Below are 18,197 nucleotides of genomic sequence, written 5' to 3'. Positions count from 1 at the left end.
CTGATGGGGGTAACTGTCGGGAACCCTCCCCGCACTGCTGTCGTTTTAGATGTGGACAAGATGACTGACTTCGCTAACCCAGAACTTTCTGCCGTCGAGACACCGCTCGCAGGTCAGGTGATCGCCGTTACATCCGGTGGCACTGGCGGGCATATGTTTCCGGCTGTTGCCTTGTCCAAATCGCTGGTGCGTCGTGGTGCAAAGGTCCTGTTTTTCACCGATGCCCGTGCCGCACGCTATACCGAGGGCGTTGAAGGCGTCGAAACCGTCATCTTGCCTGCCGGCGGCATTGCCGGCAAAGGCATCAAGGGCCGCCTGATCGGGGCGGCCCGGCTTGGCCTTGGCACGCTTAAGGCCCGCAAACGGATCAAAAAGACCAAACCCGCCGCCGTCATCGGCTTTGGTGGTTATGCCTCTATCCCGGCGACCATGTCGGCAAAGTGGCTTGGCATCCCCTATGCCATTCATGAACAAAACGCGGTGTTGGGTCGCGCCAACCGTCTGGTTGCCAGCAACGCACAGCGCATCGCGACATCCTTTGCCAAGGTCACGATGATTGCATCAAGTGACGAGGCCAAAGTGATCTGGACGGGAAATCCGGTCCGTGCCGAGGTCGCAGCCCTTGCCGCGACCGAGTACGAGGCCCCAACCAGCGATGGTCCGATCCGCCTTCTGATCACCGGCGGATCACAGGGCGCACGCATCCTGTCCGAAGTTCTGCCAACCGCGTTGGTAAACCTGCCGGAAGCCATCCGCAAACGCCTGATCGTTACCCAGCAGGCGCGCGAAGAAGATATCGATACGGTGCGCAAGACCTATGACGGATCGCAAATTGACGTGACCCTGGCATCCTTCATCAATGATATTCCCGAACGCCTGCGTGATTGCCATCTGGTGATTGCCCGTTCAGGGGCGTCGACCGTGGCGGAACTGACCGCGGCTGGACGCCCGGGTTTTCTGGTCCCCCTGCCCCATGCCATTGATGATCATCAGCGTTACAATGCCCAGCAGATCGAAGATTCCGGTGGGGCTTGGTTAATGCCACAAGAACGTTTTAGTAGCGAAGCCGTCACAGATCGCCTGGCAAAACTTTTAACCAACCCCGCGGCGCTTACCCGTGCGGCAAAGGCCGCCAAAAGCAGCGGGCGTGCCAACGCCGCGGAGCGTTTGGCTGACATGGTGCTGGATATGCTGGGCCTGAACCCGGCCGGAAGCCCCGATAACAAGAACATGACGCAAGACCGAGGAGACTCTCAATGAACACCCTGCCGCTCAACATCGGCACCATCCACTTTGTCGGTATTGGTGGCATCGGCATGTCCGGTATTGCCGAAATCCTCAATAACCTCGGCTATTCCGTTCAGGGGTCAGACATTTCAGACAATGCCAATGTGCAGCGCCTGCGCGCCCTTGGCATCAAGGTCTTTGTCGGCCACAAGGAAGAAAACGTCGAAGACGCCAAGGTTGTTGTGATTTCAACCGCCGTCAAGCCGACCAACCCGGAAGTCGTTGCCGCACGGGCCGCAATGATCCCGGTCGTGCGTCGTGCGGAAATGCTGGCCGAACTGATGCGCCTTAAGGCGGCCATTGCGATTGGCGGCACGCACGGCAAAACCACGACCACATCGCTGGTTGCGACCATGCTGGATGCAGCCGGTCTTGATCCGACCGTGATCAATGGCGGGATCATTAATTCATACGGCACCAACGCGCGCCTTGGCGAAGGCGACTGGATGGTGGTTGAGGCCGATGAATCTGATGGCACCTTTGTCAAAGTACCGTCAACGATCTCGGTCGTGACCAACATCGATCCGGAACATCTGGATCACTGGAAAGATTTCGATCAACTGCGCGAAGCCTTCAAGAACTTCGTTCAGAACATCCCGTTCTATGGCTTTGCCGTTCTGTGCATCGACCATCCCGAAGTCCAGGCCCTTATCGGGCGCGTGACGGACCGTCGTATCTTCACGTTTGGCTTTTCGCCGCAGGCCGATGTTCGTGCGGTTAATGTGCGCACCAATATCGGCGACACCGTCTTTGATGTTGTGATCCGCGAACGCGTTGATAGCGAAGAACGCGTGATCAAGGATGTCCGTTTGCCGATGGTGGGGGATCATAACGTTTCCAACTCGCTGGCGGCGATCACGGTCGCGCTTGAACTTGGCATCCCGGATGAGAAAATCGTATCCGCCTTTGATGGCTTTACCGGGGTCAAACGTCGCTTCACCAAAACCGGTGAAGTCGATGGTGTCACCATTATCGACGATTACGGTCACCACCCGGTGGAAATCAAGGCGGTGCTAAAGGCCGCCCGTCAGGCAACGCAGAACAACGTCATCGCTGTGGTTCAGCCGCACCGTTATTCGCGCCTGCATGACCTTTTTGAAGATTTCTGCACCTGCTTTAACGATGCTGACAGCGTGATCGTTGCCGACGTTTACGAAGCCGGTGAAAGCCCGATTGAAGGAGCATCGCGTGATGCCCTTGTTGAAGGCCTGCGCAACCGTGGCCATCGCCATGTCAGCGCACTTGAAGGGCCGGAAAAACTGGCCGAAGTCATCAAAGCCGAAGCAAAGCCGGGCGATCTTGTCGTTTGCCTTGGTGCTGGTTCCATCAGCGCATGGGCAAATGCCCTGCCCGCCCAACTTGAAGCGATCAAGAACTGAGGCAGATATGAGCACGCCGAAACACCATACGCCCCTGATCGACCGCCTGCCCAAGGTGCGTGGCAAGCTGCGCGAAGGTGCGCAACTTGCCAAAGTCACCTGGTTTCAGGTTGGCGGCCCGGCAGACGTGATGTTTCGCCCAGAAGACGAAGCCGACCTTGCGGCCTTCCTGAAAGGCAAACCGGCAGACATGCCGGTAACTGTGATCGGAGTTGGCTCGAACCTTTTGGTGCGCGATGGCGGCATTCGTGGCGTTGTCATCCGCCTTGGTCGCCCGTTTACCGACGCGGTGGTTGAAGATGGCGCGGTTCACGCCGGTGCCGGTGCGCTTGATCTTAATGTTGCGCAAACCGCGCAGATGAACGGTATTGCCGGTCTGGAATTTCTGTCTGGAATCCCCGGCACCATCGGCGGGGCGTTACGCATGAATGCCGGGGCCTATGGTACCGAGATCAAGGATGTCCTTGTATCGGCAACCGCAATTGATGGCAGCGGGAACATTCACACCGTCACACCCGATGAAATGAACATGACCTATCGCCATTGCGGGCTGCCGGAAGACTGGATTTTCACATCCGCAATCTTGCGCGCATCATCTGGTGATCCCGAAGACATCGCCAAACGCATGGATGAAATCCAGAAGGCGCGCGCCGAATCGCAACCGATCAAATCACGCACCGGGGGGTCGACCTTTGCCAATCCGGTGCCTGATCGTGCGTGGGAGCTTATCGATGCCGCCGGATGCCGAGGACTTACCATCGGTGGCGCGCAGATGTCCGAACAGCATTGCAACTTCATGATCAATAAGGGCGATGCCACCGCCCTTGATCTTGAACAGTTGGGCGAAGAAGTCCGCAGACGGGTCAAAGAACATAGCGGCGTTGAGCTGCGCTGGGAAATCCGGCGCATTGGCGAACGCCTTGGCCACTCGATCATAGGAAAAGACGCATGAACAAACATGTCGCTGTCATTCTGGGCGGTTGGTCAGCAGAACGGGAAGTTTCCCTGTCCTCGGGGCGCGAATGCGCCAAGGCGTTGCGCGAAAAGGGCTATAAAGTTACCGAAATCGACGCAAACCGTGATCTTGCCCATCAATTGGCGGCCATTGATCCCAAACCGGATGTGATTTTCAATGCCCTGCATGGCCGCTGGGGCGAAGATGGCGCGGTTCAGGGCCTGCTTGAAATCATGAACATCCCCTATACCCATTCCGGTGTAAGGGCATCGGCAATTGCCATGGACAAGATGTCGGCCAAGGCGATGTTTGCCGAATACGAAATTCCCTGCGCCCGCCATGTCTGGGTCACGCGCGAAGACATCGCATCGGGCAAGGCATTGCCGCCGCCCTATGTTTTGAAACCCAATAACGAAGGGTCTTCTGTCGGGGTTGAAATCATCCTGACCGCCGAGGAAGAACAAAACATGCTGGCCCGTGATTGGGTCCATGGTGACGGCGTCATGCAGGAAGAATTCATTCCCGGGCGCGAAATGACCGTTGCCGTCAAGGATGGCGAGGCTATGGAAGTCATCGAAATCCTGACCGGCAATCACGCCTTTTATGATTTTGAATCCAAATATGCCCAGGGTGGCTCCGAACATATCGTGCCTGCCGACATCGAAGGCGATTTGCGCGACCGCCTGCAACGTCACGCCGAAGAAGCTTATAAGGCGCTTGGCTGCAGGGGTGTGGCACGGGCCGATTTCCGCTATGACCCGGAAAACGACCGTTTGGTGATCCTTGAGATTAATACCCAACCGGGCATGACGCCGACATCACTGGTACCGGATGCCGCACGCCATGACGGAATGAGCTTTGCCGACATCGTTGCATGGATGGTGGAGGATGCATCGTGCGAACGCTAGAAGAACAGGCCCGCGAACGGCGCGAAAAGCTTGATAAACAACATAGCGTTGGCACCAACGTCAAAAAGATCGCCCGGGTCATGTGGTGGACCGGCTTTATTGGAGCCATCGTGATTGTTCCGACTGCCCTTGTTTATACCGGCAAGGCCGATAAATGGATGAGCATGGCAACGCAGGAAAGTGTTCAGCTTTCTGCCGCGTTTGGCATGACGGTCCAGAATATCGAAGTTTCAGGTCGCGAAAAAACCGACCCGAATGCCCTTTTGGCAGCCATCGGACAGAAACCGGGCACGCCGATCATTACCTTTGATGTCGATGCCGCCCGCGAACGCATCGAAGAGCTTTCATGGATCCGAAGTGCCACCGTCGAACGCCAATTGCCCGACACCCTCATCGTTTCGGTTGTTGAGCGCAAACCACTGGCGATCTGGCAAACCGAGGGGCGCGATCATGTTTTGATCGATGGCGATGGCGAGCAACTTCAGAATTACGAACTTGGTGATTACCTTGATCTGCCGGTTCTTGTCGGTGACGATGCACCGAAAAGTGCGGCGGAGATGCTGACCACCCTGCAATCCATCCCGCACCTTTATGAACAAATCACCGGAGCCCAGCGCATCGGGCATCGTCGCTGGAACATCCAGTTGGCCAACGGCATGTTCATTCGCCTGCCTGAGGAAAACATGGAAAAGGCATGGCAGCGCCTTGAAGTCCTTGATCGCGAACACAGTATCCTTGATCGTGATGTTCTGATTGTTGATTTGCGCCTGCCCGATCGGACATTTGTCCGCCTGACACCCGGTGCCGCGGAACAAAGGCGCAATCCGCCAAAGAAGGAGGGCGCGGTCTGAACTGACCGCCCCGACACCCTACCTATCCTGCGCCCCGTTTCAGACGCGCAAGGCACTGACTTGCACAATATCATGATTGTTTTTCCACCTTCTTTGCGTAGTTTCGCATGAAGATGCGTTATGCGACGGTCTGCCTTAACCAAATTGCAACCGCTTTTGGTCGAAAACAGGCTTAATAAGGTACGGTCAAAAAAGTCCGACCACATAACCCATAAAAATTCAGAGCATTCAATTGGCACGCGGCAAAACCAGATCAGGATTGATTGTGGCATTGGACATTGGAACGTCCAAGGTCTGCTGCTTTATTGCGCGACGTGAAAAGGACCAACCGCCGAAAATCATCGGCATTGGTCACAACATGTCCAAGGGCCTGCAAAGTGGATCAATTTCCAATCTTGATGCCGCACAGGAAGTCGTGCTTGCCGCGGTCAACGCCGCTGAAAAAATGGCGGGTCAGACCATCGACTCAGTCATTGTCAATTTGTCTGGCGGTCGCCCGGAATCCGAAACCCACACGGTTGAGCTTCCGCTTGGCTCCCGCCCGATTGGCAATCTTGAGATCCGGAAACTCAATGACCAAAAGGAAGCCCTTCTGCGTCAGGCCGGCGATGAGCTGATCCATACTGTCCCGTTGGGGTTCCGCCTTGACGGTGCCAACACCATGAATGATCCGCGCGGCATGTATGGATCGACCCTTGGTCTTGATCTGCATTTTGTCCGAACGCAAACCGCACCCTTGCGCAATCTTGGCACCCTTCTGGCACGTTGCCACCTTGCAATTGAGGAAACGGTCGTCACCCCGCTGGCATCGGGTCTGTCGGCCCTGACAGCCGATCAGCGCGATCTGGGCGCGACCGTGATTGATATGGGCGCAGGCACCACAAGTGTGGCGGTCTTTAATGCCGGTCAGGTGGTCTACACCACGTCTATTCCGGTCGGCGGCGCACACGTCACGCGCGATATCGCCTATGGGCTCAATACATCGCTTAATCATGCCGAACGCATGAAAACCCTGCATGGTAGTGCTCTGACCTCGCCATCCGATGATCAGGAAATCCTTGCGGTTCCGACCATCGGCGATGAGGACGAAAACAATTTCAATCATGTGCCGCGCTCGATGCTGATCAACATCATCAAGCCGAGACTTGAAGAAACGTTCGAATTGATCCGCGATCAACTGGAAGAACACGGCTTGTCGCAAATCGGTGGACGCAGCATCGTTCTGACCGGTGGTGCCAGCCAATTGAACGCCATTGCCGATCTTGCCAGCCAGATGTTTGAACGTCCGGCCACGATTGCCCTGCCGCACGGTGTTTCGGGCCTTGCCGAAGCCACCGCCGGACCTGCTTTTTCGGCCTGTTCGGGGCTATTGTTGCGCGCTGTTGCCCAACAGAACGATCCGCTAAGCGAAGCCATGGCGCAAATCCGTCAATCGGGTGGGCGTTGGGGCCGTTTGGGTGCCTGGTTCAAAGAGAACTTCTAGTTCGCACCCCCAAACGCACTTTTTTATCCATTTTCCCGAAAACTTTTAGCCGCATTAAGAAGGCAATAACTCTTTGCCAGCTAAAACGGACTCGGAGGTCTTTGTGCCCGAAGCATTTCTGGCACGCACAGGCAAAGGGAAGGCCTGTGTGATCTTTAAGCTCTAAAGCGCGGAGAGGAAGAGCAAACAATGAGTACAATCAGTTTTTCCGTTCCTGAAACGGAAGAAAACCTAAAACCAAAGATCACCGTTATCGGTGTCGGTGGTGCCGGCGGCAACGCCGTTAACAACATGATCGCATCCGAACTTGAAGGATGTGACTTTGTTGTTGCCAACACCGATTCTCAGGCCCTGAGCCAGGCAAAAGCAACACGCAAGATGCAGCTTGGTCGCAAGATTACCCAGGGGCTGGGTGCAGGCGCACGTCCGGATGCGGGTAGTGCCGCCGCCGAAGAATCCATTGAAGAAATTCAGGCACAGCTTGAAGGCAGCCACATGGTATTCATCACCGCCGGTATGGGCGGTGGTACGGGTACCGGTGCAGCCCCGGTCATTGCACGTGCGGCCAAAGAAGCCGGCATCTTGACCGTTGGTGTTGTTACCAAGCCGTTCCATTTCGAAGGCACGCGCCGCATGCGCACCGCCGAACAGGGTATCGAACAGCTTCAACAGTATGTCGACACCCTGATCATCATTCCGAACCAGAACCTGTTCCGGGTCGCGAATGAAAAAACAACCTTCGCAGATGCCTTCCAGATGGCAGATGACGTTCTGCGCAACGGTGTGCGTTCGATTACCGACCTTATGATGGTCCCAGGTCTTGTGAACCTTGACTTTGCCGATATCCGCACGGTCATGAGCGAGATGGGCAAAGCCATGATGGGTACCGGCGAAGCATCAGGTGAAAAACGTGCACTTGAGGCTGCCGAAGCCGCAATAGCCAATCCGCTTCTTGAAGATGCATCCATGAAGGGTGCCCGTGCGGTCCTGATCAACATCACCGGCGGCATGGATATGGCGCTGTATGAAGTTGACGAAGCCGCCAACCGCATCCGCGAGGAAGTTGCATCCGAAGCCAACATCATCTTCGGTTCGACCTTTGATCCGACCATCGAAGGTGCGCTTCGCGTTTCTGTTGTTGCAACCGGTATAGACGCCGAAGAAGTTCGCCGTCCGCAGCCGACCACTGTTTCTGTTGCACAGCCTGTTTCCCAGAAACCGGCAGAACAGCCCGCCGCGGCACCGTCCTTCGCACAACATGGCGCAGGCAACGCAGCAGCCGCTGCTGCCCACAACACGGGTGCTGGTGACTATGCGGGTGGTGCGTCGGTTGATCACATTCCTGCTGATCGCTTTGCTGCCACCGGTAGCGCACAGCAGCCGGAAATCAGCCATCAGGCCGAAGCACAGGAAACCGGGTCGATTGAAATGGGCCAGACGGTCCTGAAACCGAAACCCGTTCTGCGTGCAGACAAGCCGGTCCAGAAACCCACCAGCAACGGCGACATGGCTTTCATTCCGCCGCGTGCTGTAACGCCAAGCGAAGCCGAGCATGCTCAGCACAGCCCGGACGTATTCGAGGCAGCTGATGCCCAGAATGCAACCTCGCCGCGTTCTGTTCTGAGCAGCCTGTTTGGCAAGAACAAGACCGCCAAGGAACCGCATAGCTATGCGGAGCCGAAAGTCTCGCAGCCGCAGGCACCTGCACCACGCCAGACCGAGATGCCGCTTGGTGAGGACAGCGAACATGTCATGAAGAAGGAGCCTGCTTCCCGGGGCAAGACGCAAGGCGCGTCTGACGACCTTCTTGAAATTCCGGCCTTCCTTCGTCGTCAGGCCAACTGACGACGATCTCCGCGCGAAGATGGGGAAGGCTTAATGCCTTCCCCTTTTTTTTGGACGCACCAGCTTGGATGACGCTGTAATTCGGCAATTGTGACCAAAGCCCGTAAGCCAAACGGTTACAACCGGCTCAAAATACCCAGCAGAAATGAATTTTATTCATTAATTTCAAAGTACTATGAAGTTTACAAAGCGTAACAAAGAGTGATTTGAGTGATTGTTCGATCAACAGTAGTGTTCCAAACTAACAAAGCAGGGGTCAACCAATTTGAAGGTGGCTTTGAACATGCTTTGACGTTGATTGATGACAAACTGACTGACCTGATTTGGGGGTTCCTGTGAACAATATTGCCGATCTTGGTTCTGCTATCACGCAGACTGGCTTTTCCGGCGACGGTTATGTGCTCCAGCGCACGCTCAAAGCCTCTATCGGCTGTGCCGGTGTTGGTCTGCATTCCGGTCAGAAGATCCGCATTACCCTTCACCCTGCCCCTGCCGATCATGGCATTGTATTCCGCCGCACGGACTTGGATGACCAGCCGCTGTTTCCGGCACGTTACGATGGCGTGATCGATACCCGTCTTTGCACCTGCCTTGGTGATGCAGCCCGGGGCATCAAGATCGGAACCATCGAACATCTGATGGCCGCCCTTGCCGGTACGCGCATTGATAACGTGCTCATCGATATCGATGCCGACGAAGTACCGGTCATGGATGGCAGCTCCGCCCCGTTTAACTTCCTGATTGATTGCGTTGGCATCGAAGAACTTGATGCCCCGCGTCAGGTCATCGAAGTCCTGAAACCGATTGAAGTCGAATATAACGGCTGCACCGCACGGGTTGAACCGGCCAACGGGTTCGAGATCGACTTCGAGATTGATTTCGCCAGCAAGGCCATTGCCAACCAGCGCATGTCCGTAAAGTTCGATGACGGTGTGTTTGTTGCCGATATCGCACGTGCGCGTACCTTTGGCTTCTTGCATGAAGTTGAAGCCATGCGTTCTGCCGGTCTTGCCCGTGGTGGTTCGCTTGATAACGCGGTTGTTCTTTCCGGTGACGAAGTCATGAACGAGGAAGGCCTGCGTTACGAAGACGAATTCGTCCGCCACAAGATCCTTGATGCACTTGGCGATCTTTATACCGCCGGCAAACAGTTGCAGGGCAAGGTTACCGCGTACAAATCCGGTCACCATGTCAACAATCTGCTACTTCAGGCTTTGCTGGCCGACGAAGACGCTTATCGTGTTGTTCCGCTGACCAAGGCGGCCTTGCGCGGCGTTTCTGAACCGATGCTTGCCACCGCCTGAAATCAGGTGTCACTGGCATCCAAATTATGAAAATGGCGGCCCGCGTGGTCGCCTTTTTTGATTTCGGCGTTGGTTTTCAGTCTTCTGCTCCCTGTCACAGCGTTTAACATGGAATAAAAGTCGGCATTTGACGACACAACTACTTGCCCAAGCACGCCCTTCGCATGATATAGTCCGGCGGATTTTACGGTGAGTGCGTCAAAAATTTCGAGGATACGTCACAGTGCTAAGTACCGTTCGCGCCAAACACGTCATTGCAACTCTCGGCCTGTCGCTGATGCTGGCGGCATGTTCAAGCAATGATGCGCCGGAATATGTCGAACGTCCGGTTTCCGAACTGTATAACGGCGCGCAGGATCTGCTTGACGCCAATGAATACCAGCAGGCGGCCGAGGCATTTGACGAAGTCGAACGTCAGCACCCCTATTCGGTCTGGGCAACCAAGGCGACCCTGATGTCGGCTTATGCCTATTATCAGGACAACAAATACGATGATGCGATCAACGCACTGGATCGCTTTATCTCGTTGCATCCGGCCAACCCGGATGTGCCATATGCCTATTACCTCAAGGCGCTGTCCTATTACGAACAGATTTCCGACGTCGGCCGCGATCAGCAGATGACCCAGCACGCGATGGATGCGCTTGACGACGTCATCCGCCGCTTCCCCGATAGTAAATATGCCCGCGATGCCAAGCTGAAAAAGGACCTGACGGTCGATCACCTTGCGGGCAAGGAAATGGATGTCGGGCGCTATTATCAGGACCGCAACGAATATCTGGCCGCGATCAACCGCTTCAAAGCGGTGATCGAGAATTATCAGACCACCACCCACGTGCCAGAGGCCCTTGCACGCCTGACCGAATGCTATCTTGCGCTTGGTCTTGAAGGCGAAGCCAAACGGACCGCGGCCGTGCTTGGTCACAACTTCCCGGGCAGCGAATATTACAGCGAGTCTTATAGTCTCATGCTTGGTGAAGACGCACCGGAGCGCGAAGACAGCAGTTGGTGGGATGACACGACCAACGCCATCTCCAGCCTGTTCTGATTTCGATCAAGCAAACCCTGCCAAGGCCAAGGGTTTGCTTGACAATCCGCCTTGCGACAAGATAGAACAAAAAAAGAACAACTTGCGGTTAACGTCTGATATCGCTGCATTTTGATCAAACGCCCTCGGGACGACAGGATTGAATGTCGTTTCGCCTTCGCAAGGCTTGCAAGGCAGGGCGGGATTGGGCACTCTGCACATTCACAAACAAGTTTGGCTGTACCTGTCTGCTGCTCCGTTAACAACATCAGTACCCAGCAATGCTTCGACGCCTCAGCATTCGGAATGTAGTCCTTATCGACAAACTGGATCTCGATTTTCACGATGGGCTTAGCGTGCTCACAGGTGAAACCGGTGCCGGTAAATCGATCCTGCTTGATTCCCTTGGCCTCGCGCTGGGTGCGCGCGCCGATAGCGGCCTTGTCCGCCATGGCTGCGATAAGTGCAGTGTCACCGCAACCTTCAACCTGCCGCAAGGCCACCCGGTTTTCGGATTGCTGTCCGATCAGGATATTGATCTTGAGGGTGAAGACCTTGTCGTGCGCCGTGTTGTCACGTCAGATGGCCGGTCGCGTGCCTATGTGAATGACCAATCGGTCTCGGTCGGGCTGCTGCGCGATGTTGGTAATTACTGCGTCGAAATTCAGGGCCAGTTTGATCAGCACGGCCTTCTTGATCCCACCACCCACCGCGCGACACTTGATGCCCACGGCAATCTTGGCACCCTTGCCATGACCGTGCGTGATCATTGGCGCGCCTGGCGTGAAACCCAAAAGGAACTCAATGCCGCCCGCGCCCGCATTGACAAGGCGCGCGAGGAAGAGGAATGGCTGCGCCACGCCGTCGATGAGCTTGAAAAGCTTGCCCCCGAAGAAGGCGAAGAAGAACGCCTCGCCGAGGAACGCCAGTTCCTCATGCATGGTGAAAAGCTGGTTGCGGCCCTTAATGATGCCGGTACAGAACTTTCGCGTGGCAAGGGTGCCGAAAGTGCCCTTCGCAGCGCCCAGCGGTGCCTTGAGCGTGAACTTGAAAAGGCCGATGGCCGGTTTGAACCGATTATCGAGGCCCTTGATCGTGCCGCGATCGAGCTTGAAGAAGCCAACCGGGCGATCTCGGCCACCTTGGCCGATCTTAATCTTGATACCGGTCATCAGGAAAATGTCGAGGAACGCCTGTTTGCCCTGCGCGCAGCCGCCCGCAAATACAATGTTCCGGTCGATGGGCTGAATGCGCTGATGAAGGATTTCCGATCCCAGATCGATCAGCTTGAATTCGGCGAGAAGGAACTGAGCCGACTGACCGCCGCCGTTAGCGAATATCGCAAAGCTTATATCGAAGCGGGCGAGAAGCTCCATGCCGCGCGCAAGGAAGCCGCCGCCAAGCTTGATGGCGCGATCAATGCCGAACTGCCGCCGCTTCGCATGGAAAAGGCGCGCTTTGTTACCGACATTGCCGAACTTGAAGAATCTGAATGGGGTCAGGATGGCATTGACCGGGTGCAGTTTACGGTCGCGACCAACCCCGGCAGCCCCCCGGGAGCGCTCAACAAAATCGCATCGGGGGGCGAGCTTTCGCGTTTCCTGCTGGCGCTCAAGGTCGTTCTGGCGCGTGTTTCTGCCGTACCCAGCCTGGTCTTTGACGAGGTCGACAGTGGTGTCGGCGGCGCGACGGCAGCCGCCATTGGTCAGCGCCTGCATCTTCTGGCTCAGGAACGCCAGATCCTTGTCATTACCCACAGCCCACAGGTCGCCGCCCGCGGTCGCACGCATTTCTATATTGCCAAGCGCGAGGCAGAAGGCACCATGGTGACCCGCGTCGATGCCCTTGTCGATGGAGCCCGGCGCGAAGAAATCGCCCGCATGCTGGCCGGTCATTCCGTGACGGCCGAGGCGCGTGCCGCCGCCGACAGCCTGCTTGAACAACCTAATTGATCCCGACGCCAACGCGTCGACCCAACCTTGAATACGGAACAAAAAGAATATGAGCGCCGAACACGCGTCAAACATGTCCGAACTTCCCGAATTGCCGTCTTCGAGCACGGAGGCGCGCAAACAGCATGCCGAAATTTCGGAACGTATCCGGTCTTATAATGAAGCCTATCACGTTAATGACGACCCGCTGGTTTCGGATGCGACATATGATGCGCTGTTCAATCGCCTGATCGAACTTGAATCCCACTATCCGACGCTTAAGAAAAACAGCCCGACACAGGAAGTCGGTGCCGCCCCGGCCGACGGCTTTGCCAAGGTCAAGCATGCCCGCCCGATGCTGTCACTTGGCAATGCGTTTTCGCGCGAAGACATTGTTGATTTTCTTGCCCGTATTCGTCGCTTCCTGAACCTGACAGCACACAGCCCGGTCGAAGTGGTGGGCGAACCCAAGATCGATGGTCTTTCGCTGTCCCTGCGTTACGAAAACCGCGAACTGGTCACGGCTGCCACTCGTGGCGATGGATCGGAGGGCGAAGACGTTACCGCCAATGTCGCCCACATTGACGACATCCCCAAGACGCTTCCCGATGATGCGCCCTATGTGGTCGAAATCCGGGGCGAGGTTTATATGGCGCGCTCTGCGTTCCAAAAACTGAACGCGACACAGGCCGAAACCGGCGGCAAGACCTTTGCCAATCCGCGCAACGCAGCGGCAGGGTCGCTTCGCCAGCTTGATCCATCAATCAGTGCCAAACGCCCGCTTCGCTTCTTTGCCTATAGCTTTGGCGAACTGTCCGAAAGCCTGGCCCAGACGCAGTGGAATTTCCTGCAAAAGGTTGAAGGATGGGGCTTTGTCACCAATCCGCTGACCCGGCTGCTTCATAATGCCGATGACATCATGGCGTTCTATGACGAACTGGCAACCCAGCGCCCGGACCTTGATTACGACATTGATGGCATTGTCTATAAGGTCAATGACTTTGAACTGCAGCTTCGCCTTGGCTTCGTCAGCCGATCACCGCGCTGGGCGATTGCGCACAAATTCCCGGCTGAGAAGGCTCGCACTCGGATCAAGGCCATCGACATTCAAGTTGGTCGAACAGGTGCCCTGACCCCGGTCGCTCGGCTGGAGCCGGTTACGGTTGGCGGTGTCGTGGTATCCAACGCCACCCTTCATAACCGAGATGAGATTGACCGCTTGGGCGTTTGGGTTGGCGATCTTGTGGTTGTGCAACGTGCCGGTGACGTTATTCCCCAAGTCGTTGAGGTCATTCTGGACGAGGATGGCAATCATCCGGATGATGCAACACCTTACGAATTTCCCACCGAGTGCCCGAAATGCGGCAGCCACGCCATGCGCGAAGAAGGCGAAGCCGTCACCAGGTGCACTGGCGGCTTGATCTGCCCGGCACAGGCGGTTGAGCGCCTGAAACATTTCGTATCGCGCACGGCCTTTGATATCGATGGCTTGGGGGCGAAAAATGTCGAGGCGTTCTTTGAACTGGGTTGGCTGAAGTCGCCTGGCGATATTTTCCGCCTTGAAAGTGATCACGGCGATGCCATTCGCAAGCTTGAAGGTTGGGGCGAAAAATCCGCAACCAAGCTGTTTGATGGCATCAATGAACGGCGTACCATCGGGCTCGACAAGTTTATCTATGCACTTGGCATTCGCCAGATCGGTCAGGCAACAGCAAAACTTCTGGCACGCCATTATGGATCGCTTGCCGAATGGCGCAGCGCCATGGTTGCCGCCAATGAAGCCGACAGCGAAGCCCTTCGCGAACTGATCAACATTGATCAGATCGGCCCCGGTGTTGCCAAGGACCTGATCGAATTCATGGCTGAAGACCATAACCGCGAGGTTCTTGATGATCTGCAAGGGCTTTTGACCATTACCGATGTCGAAGCCCCGCAGGTCAGCGACAATCCGGTCAATGGCAAAACCGTTGTTTTTACCGGCAAGTTGGAGCTGTTTTCACGCAACGAGGCCAAGGTCAAAGCTGAAAGTCTTGGTGCAAAGGTCGCCGGATCCGTATCGGCAAAAACTGATTATCTGGTTGCAGGACCGGGTGCGGGCTCCAAATTAAAGAAAGCAGAAGAATTAGGTGTTACAGTGCTTGATGAACAGGGATGGCTTGATCTGATTGCCACGGAATAAAAATGATCTAACCGGGGAGTGTGTGCTGATGGAAGACCTTGGAAGTTTTTTTCGCCGTTATGTCGATGCCCATCTGAAGCTTGAAGAAAACGCACTTGATGATTTCTTCCACTTCCCGTGCCTGATCAATGATCTGTCCGGCGTGCAGGCCATTGGCAGTTCAGACGATCTGCACAAATACCATCACTCATTCTTTGATGAACTGAAAAATGCTGATCTTGCTATGGCGAAGTCCATGGTGATTGAACAGCATTCCGCCCTTCCCGGCGGGGCGCGTGCGATTGTTTCGTTCCGCTTTGGCAATTCGGAAAACAACCTGATCTTTGATTGCGACTATGCCTTCGCGCTGCTCAAGCAGGATGAAAAGTGGAAAGTCATCTTTGCCCAGCTTGATGGAATCAGATACAGCGACCTGTATTGAGGCCCGCATGGTGCCCGCCCTTCCCCACCGCCTGATCACACTTGGTTTTGCCCTGATGCTGGGATGCGTTCCAGCAGCATCAAAGGCCGACCCGGACTTTGATACCCTGTCGGGCCCGGCGCGTGCGGTTGATGCTGATACGCTTGAGTTCGGCTTCAAACGTGTTGATCTTTGGGGGGCGGATGCCATGAACCGTTTTCAGGAATGTCTGATTAACGGCCAAAGCACGGCCTGTGGGGCAGAGGCATGGCAGGTGACCACCAACCTTCTGGTCGCAACACCGATCACGTGCGAAGTTCGCGGGAAAAACCGGTATCATCGCAACATGGCCGTTTGCAGAAATGCCAACGGGGTTGATATCGGACAAAGCCTGATTGTACGAGGCATGGCGGTTGCCCGCCCCGATCAGATGCCTGAATACGAAGCCTATGAAAATCAGGCGCGACAGGCACGCACCGGCGTCTGGGCAGGGGAATTTATCGATCCGCTGAAATGGCGGCGTGGTGAACGTTTACCCGAACATGAAATTGAAGTTCGCCGCTGGCATCGCGACGAATAACGTCAAACCCAATTAGCGTTGAGACGTCCCACCCGATGCAAACGGCCGTGCCAGCACCCGTCCCAGCCCCGCCAGCGTAAAGCTGTTTTTAAGTGACGCCACACCGAGTGTAACCACAACAAACCCAACCAATTGCGGCACTGTCAGAACTTCGCCAAGAAACAGCCAGGCGGCAAAGAAGGTCATGGCAGGCCCCGAAAGCGATATCAACGATGCCTGTGTTGCACCGACCCTTCGAATACCCTCGTACAGCAGGAAGAACGGAATAACGGTGCAAAAGATCGAAATGCCTGCCGTCCACATGATGCCCGCCACGTTCAGGTTCAGTGGGTTTTGCACGATCAATTGGTAAATCACCATGCAAATACCGGCCATGGTGTTGATCAGGGCTGCAAAATGCATCGACCCTATGACGGTAATCATCCGCTGTCCGAAATAGAGATAAATCGCATAGGTCACGGCAGAAGCGAACGCCCAAGCCGCCCCGTACCAAAGCGCCTGGGACACTTCGCCAAACCCGCCCGGTGCCAGCACAAAAACAAGTCCGACATAGGTTATGACAAAGCATACAATCTGGCGAAATGGCGGAAAGCGCCGTTTATGGAGCGCCTCAAGGATCATCACGACGGCTGGAAACGTAAACAGCACGATCCGAGAAACTGTGACTTCAATCAACGAAACGGCGGTAAAATCAAACAACGCCGCAAGGAAAAACAGCCCGCCATAAAGCCCGCCCCATGCAAGATCGACCGGCTTCATCTTGCGGTCGCCCGGCCGGTTCTTGCCAAACAAAACCACACCAAGCCAAAAGAGCGGCATCGCAATCAGAAACCGCAACAGCAACAAGCCATCCACTGTCATGCCCGTGGCATAAACAAATTTTGCCAGAAGGCCTTTCATCGCCAAGGCGGCTGTCGCAAGCAACACAATGGTGAGTGCGGAACCCGCGGGCGAAACGACAGGCGTAACAACCTGTTGCCTGGGCTCAGAAGGTGACGGTGGTGGCGTCATGAGTTTCTCCGATCCTCTATCGGTTGCCATAGTTACCCGTGAACTGCCATTATTCAATTCGAATTAATTGCTATCAGATATCAGCTTTGGCTATATCTAACAGGCACATGGATGCGCAAAGCTGCTCAGGATCGCGACCGATGGATATCAAACAACTTCGAAGCTTTGTTCATATCGCCGAACTCGGCAGCCTGTCGCGCGCAGCAGAGCGGCTTAATTTGTCCCAACCCGCACTCAGTCGGCAGCTTAACCTTCTCGAAGAGGCCCTTGATACCAAACTGCTGGAACGCACCGGTCGCGGTGTCAAATTGACCGAGGCAGGCCAGATGCTTGCTGAACGGGCCCGCGTGATCCTGACCGATCTTGCGCGTCTTGAAGCCGATCTTTCGGCCCGCAGCAGTCAGGTGACAGGCCATGTGCATGTCGGCGTTCCGCCCAGTGCCGGGATCGTGATTACCGGGGCGCTGATTGAAACTCTGCGCGATCGGTACCCGGATCTTAACATCACGGTTGCCGAAGACCTGACGGGTGATGTGCAGGAGGGACTACTCTCGGGGCGACTTGATATCGGCATCCTACATGACGGCATGATTTCACGCAGCCTCCATGCCGAACAGCTATGGCGCGAAGACCTGTTTCTGATTTCCCACCCCTCACAGGTCGGCGAACAGGAAACCGAAATCGCCTATGAAGATGTTTTGTCCCTGCCGCTCATCATGCCGACCAACAAGCACGGGCTGCGCGCCATGATGCAGGAGGCGGCATTTCGGGCGGGACGTCCATTGACCCCGGTGGTGGAGGCCGATGCCCTTCGCGTTTTGGTCGATCTGGTGACGCGCAATGTCGGTCATACCGTCTTGCCGCGCAGTTCGTTGGTTCAGGAACTCTCGACCGGGCGTCTCAAGGCACGGCGCATCACCAACCCGGAACTGTCGCGCAAGGTGATGCTGTCCTGGTTACAGGATCGCCCGCTGAGTGCCGGGGGCAAGGCGGTTGTCGACACATTGCGTGATCTTGCCGGCACCGTCCCGATGGCCAACCAAAAATAAGCCAACAC

General features: G+C 55.8%; 15 protein-coding genes. 14 read left to right on the top strand and 1 reads right to left on the bottom strand.

Translation table 11 applies throughout. From position 1 onward, the window contains the following. Window positions 1-60 precede the first annotated feature (60 nt). The 13 genes from murG (at window position 61) to TH2_RS06355 (ending at window position 16,129) form a co-directional block, all read left to right on the top strand. Window positions 61-1,260: an undecaprenyldiphospho-muramoylpentapeptide beta-N-acetylglucosaminyltransferase gene (gene murG, locus TH2_RS06415; protein ID WP_008889594.1), complete on the top strand. Its 1,200-nt coding sequence runs from the start codon at window positions 61-63 to the stop codon at window positions 1,258-1,260. Beyond that, window positions 1,257-2,666: a UDP-N-acetylmuramate--L-alanine ligase gene (gene murC, locus TH2_RS06410; protein ID WP_008889593.1), complete on the top strand. Its 1,410-nt coding sequence runs from the start codon at window positions 1,257-1,259 to the stop codon at window positions 2,664-2,666. The genes murG and murC overlap by 4 nt, the downstream gene beginning before the upstream one ends. Before the next feature lie 7 nt (window positions 2,667-2,673). After that, entirely contained in the window at window positions 2,674-3,618 is a 945-nt protein-coding gene (murB, locus tag TH2_RS06405) for a UDP-N-acetylmuramate dehydrogenase (protein ID WP_008889592.1), read from the top strand. Next, window positions 3,615-4,529: a D-alanine--D-alanine ligase gene (locus TH2_RS06400; protein ID WP_008889591.1), complete on the top strand. Its 915-nt coding sequence runs from the start codon at window positions 3,615-3,617 to the stop codon at window positions 4,527-4,529. Before murB ends, TH2_RS06400 begins: the two co-directional genes overlap by 4 nt. Then, window positions 4,517-5,380, top strand: a complete 864-nt coding sequence (locus TH2_RS06395; RefSeq protein WP_008889590.1) for a cell division protein FtsQ/DivIB — start codon at window positions 4,517-4,519, stop codon at window positions 5,378-5,380. The genes TH2_RS06400 and TH2_RS06395 overlap by 13 nt, the downstream gene beginning before the upstream one ends. A gap of 265 nt (window positions 5,381-5,645) precedes the next feature. Beyond that, a complete protein-coding gene (gene ftsA, locus TH2_RS06390) occupies window positions 5,646-6,863 on the top strand; it encodes a cell division protein FtsA (protein ID WP_238538666.1) in 1,218 nt (405 codons plus the stop codon). A gap of 189 nt (window positions 6,864-7,052) precedes the next feature. After that, window positions 7,053-8,708 carry a cell division protein FtsZ gene (gene ftsZ / locus TH2_RS06385; RefSeq protein ID WP_008889588.1) on the top strand — a complete coding sequence of 552 codons (1,656 nt, stop codon included), beginning with the start codon at window positions 7,053-7,055 and terminating at the stop codon, window positions 8,706-8,708. 335 nt (window positions 8,709-9,043) lie between these two features. Continuing rightward, a complete protein-coding gene (gene lpxC / locus TH2_RS06380) occupies window positions 9,044-10,012 on the top strand; it encodes a UDP-3-O-acyl-N-acetylglucosamine deacetylase (RefSeq protein ID WP_008889587.1) in 969 nt (322 codons plus the stop codon). 223 nt (window positions 10,013-10,235) lie between these two features. Next, window positions 10,236-11,060, top strand: a complete 825-nt coding sequence (locus TH2_RS06375) for an outer membrane protein assembly factor BamD (RefSeq protein WP_008889586.1) — start codon at window positions 10,236-10,238, stop codon at window positions 11,058-11,060. A gap of 260 nt (window positions 11,061-11,320) precedes the next feature. Continuing rightward, window positions 11,321-12,991, top strand: a complete 1,671-nt coding sequence (gene recN / locus TH2_RS06370) for a DNA repair protein RecN (protein ID WP_008889585.1) — start codon at window positions 11,321-11,323, stop codon at window positions 12,989-12,991. A gap of 49 nt (window positions 12,992-13,040) precedes the next feature. Further along, complete coding sequence (gene ligA / locus TH2_RS06365; protein WP_008889584.1) at window positions 13,041-15,149, top strand: NAD-dependent DNA ligase LigA; 2,109 nt, start codon at window positions 13,041-13,043, stop codon at window positions 15,147-15,149. A 28-nt stretch (window positions 15,150-15,177) separates the two neighbouring features. Continuing rightward, window positions 15,178-15,570, top strand: coding sequence for a hypothetical protein (locus TH2_RS06360; RefSeq protein WP_008889583.1), 393 nt, complete (start codon window positions 15,178-15,180; stop codon window positions 15,568-15,570). Continuing rightward, window positions 15,542-16,129, top strand: a complete 588-nt coding sequence (locus TH2_RS06355) for a thermonuclease family protein (RefSeq protein WP_008889582.1) — start codon at window positions 15,542-15,544, stop codon at window positions 16,127-16,129. The genes TH2_RS06360 and TH2_RS06355 overlap by 29 nt, the downstream gene beginning before the upstream one ends. Before the next feature lie 12 nt (window positions 16,130-16,141). Here TH2_RS06355 and TH2_RS06350 read toward each other — a convergent pair whose 3' ends face one another. Then, window positions 16,142-17,140 carry a DMT family transporter gene (locus TH2_RS06350; RefSeq protein ID WP_008889581.1) on the bottom strand — a complete coding sequence of 333 codons (999 nt, stop codon included), beginning with the start codon at window positions 17,138-17,140 and terminating at the stop codon, window positions 16,142-16,144. A 140-nt stretch (window positions 17,141-17,280) separates the two neighbouring features. On the opposite strand from TH2_RS06350, the gene TH2_RS06345 reads away from it, so the two are divergent. Then, window positions 17,281-18,189 (top strand): LysR family transcriptional regulator, encoded by a 909-nt coding sequence (locus TH2_RS06345; RefSeq protein ID WP_008889580.1) that lies wholly within the window; start codon window positions 17,281-17,283, stop codon window positions 18,187-18,189. Window positions 18,190-18,197 lie beyond the last annotated feature (8 nt).

It is taken from the genome of Thalassospira profundimaris WP0211, assembly GCF_000300275.1.
Classification (GTDB): Bacteria; Pseudomonadota; Alphaproteobacteria; order Rhodospirillales; family Thalassospiraceae; genus Thalassospira; species Thalassospira profundimaris.
Note: the sequence above shows the minus strand (reverse complement) of the source record. Positions and strands in the feature narration are given on the sequence as shown.

Coding starts and splice junctions, on each gene's coding strand:
- murG (WP_008889594.1), top strand. CDS start 61: ATGACTGACTTCGCTAACCCAGAACTTTCTGCCGTCGAGACACCGCTC.
- murC (WP_008889593.1), top strand. CDS start 1,257: ATGAACACCCTGCCGCTCAACATCGGCACCATCCACTTTGTCGGTATT.
- murB (WP_008889592.1), top strand. CDS start 2,674: ATGAGCACGCCGAAACACCATACGCCCCTGATCGACCGCCTGCCCAAG.
- TH2_RS06400 (WP_008889591.1), top strand. CDS start 3,615: ATGAACAAACATGTCGCTGTCATTCTGGGCGGTTGGTCAGCAGAACGG.
- ftsZ (WP_008889588.1), top strand. CDS start 7,053: ATGAGTACAATCAGTTTTTCCGTTCCTGAAACGGAAGAAAACCTAAAA.
- recN (WP_008889585.1), top strand. CDS start 11,321: ATGCTTCGACGCCTCAGCATTCGGAATGTAGTCCTTATCGACAAACTG.
- ligA (WP_008889584.1), top strand. CDS start 13,041: ATGAGCGCCGAACACGCGTCAAACATGTCCGAACTTCCCGAATTGCCG.
- TH2_RS06360 (WP_008889583.1), top strand. CDS start 15,178: ATGGAAGACCTTGGAAGTTTTTTTCGCCGTTATGTCGATGCCCATCTG.
- TH2_RS06355 (WP_008889582.1), top strand. CDS start 15,542: ATGGAATCAGATACAGCGACCTGTATTGAGGCCCGCATGGTGCCCGCC.
- TH2_RS06350 (WP_008889581.1), bottom strand. CDS start 17,140: ATGACGCCACCACCGTCACCTTCTGAGCCCAGGCAACAGGTTGTTACG.
- TH2_RS06345 (WP_008889580.1), top strand. CDS start 17,281: ATGGATATCAAACAACTTCGAAGCTTTGTTCATATCGCCGAACTCGGC.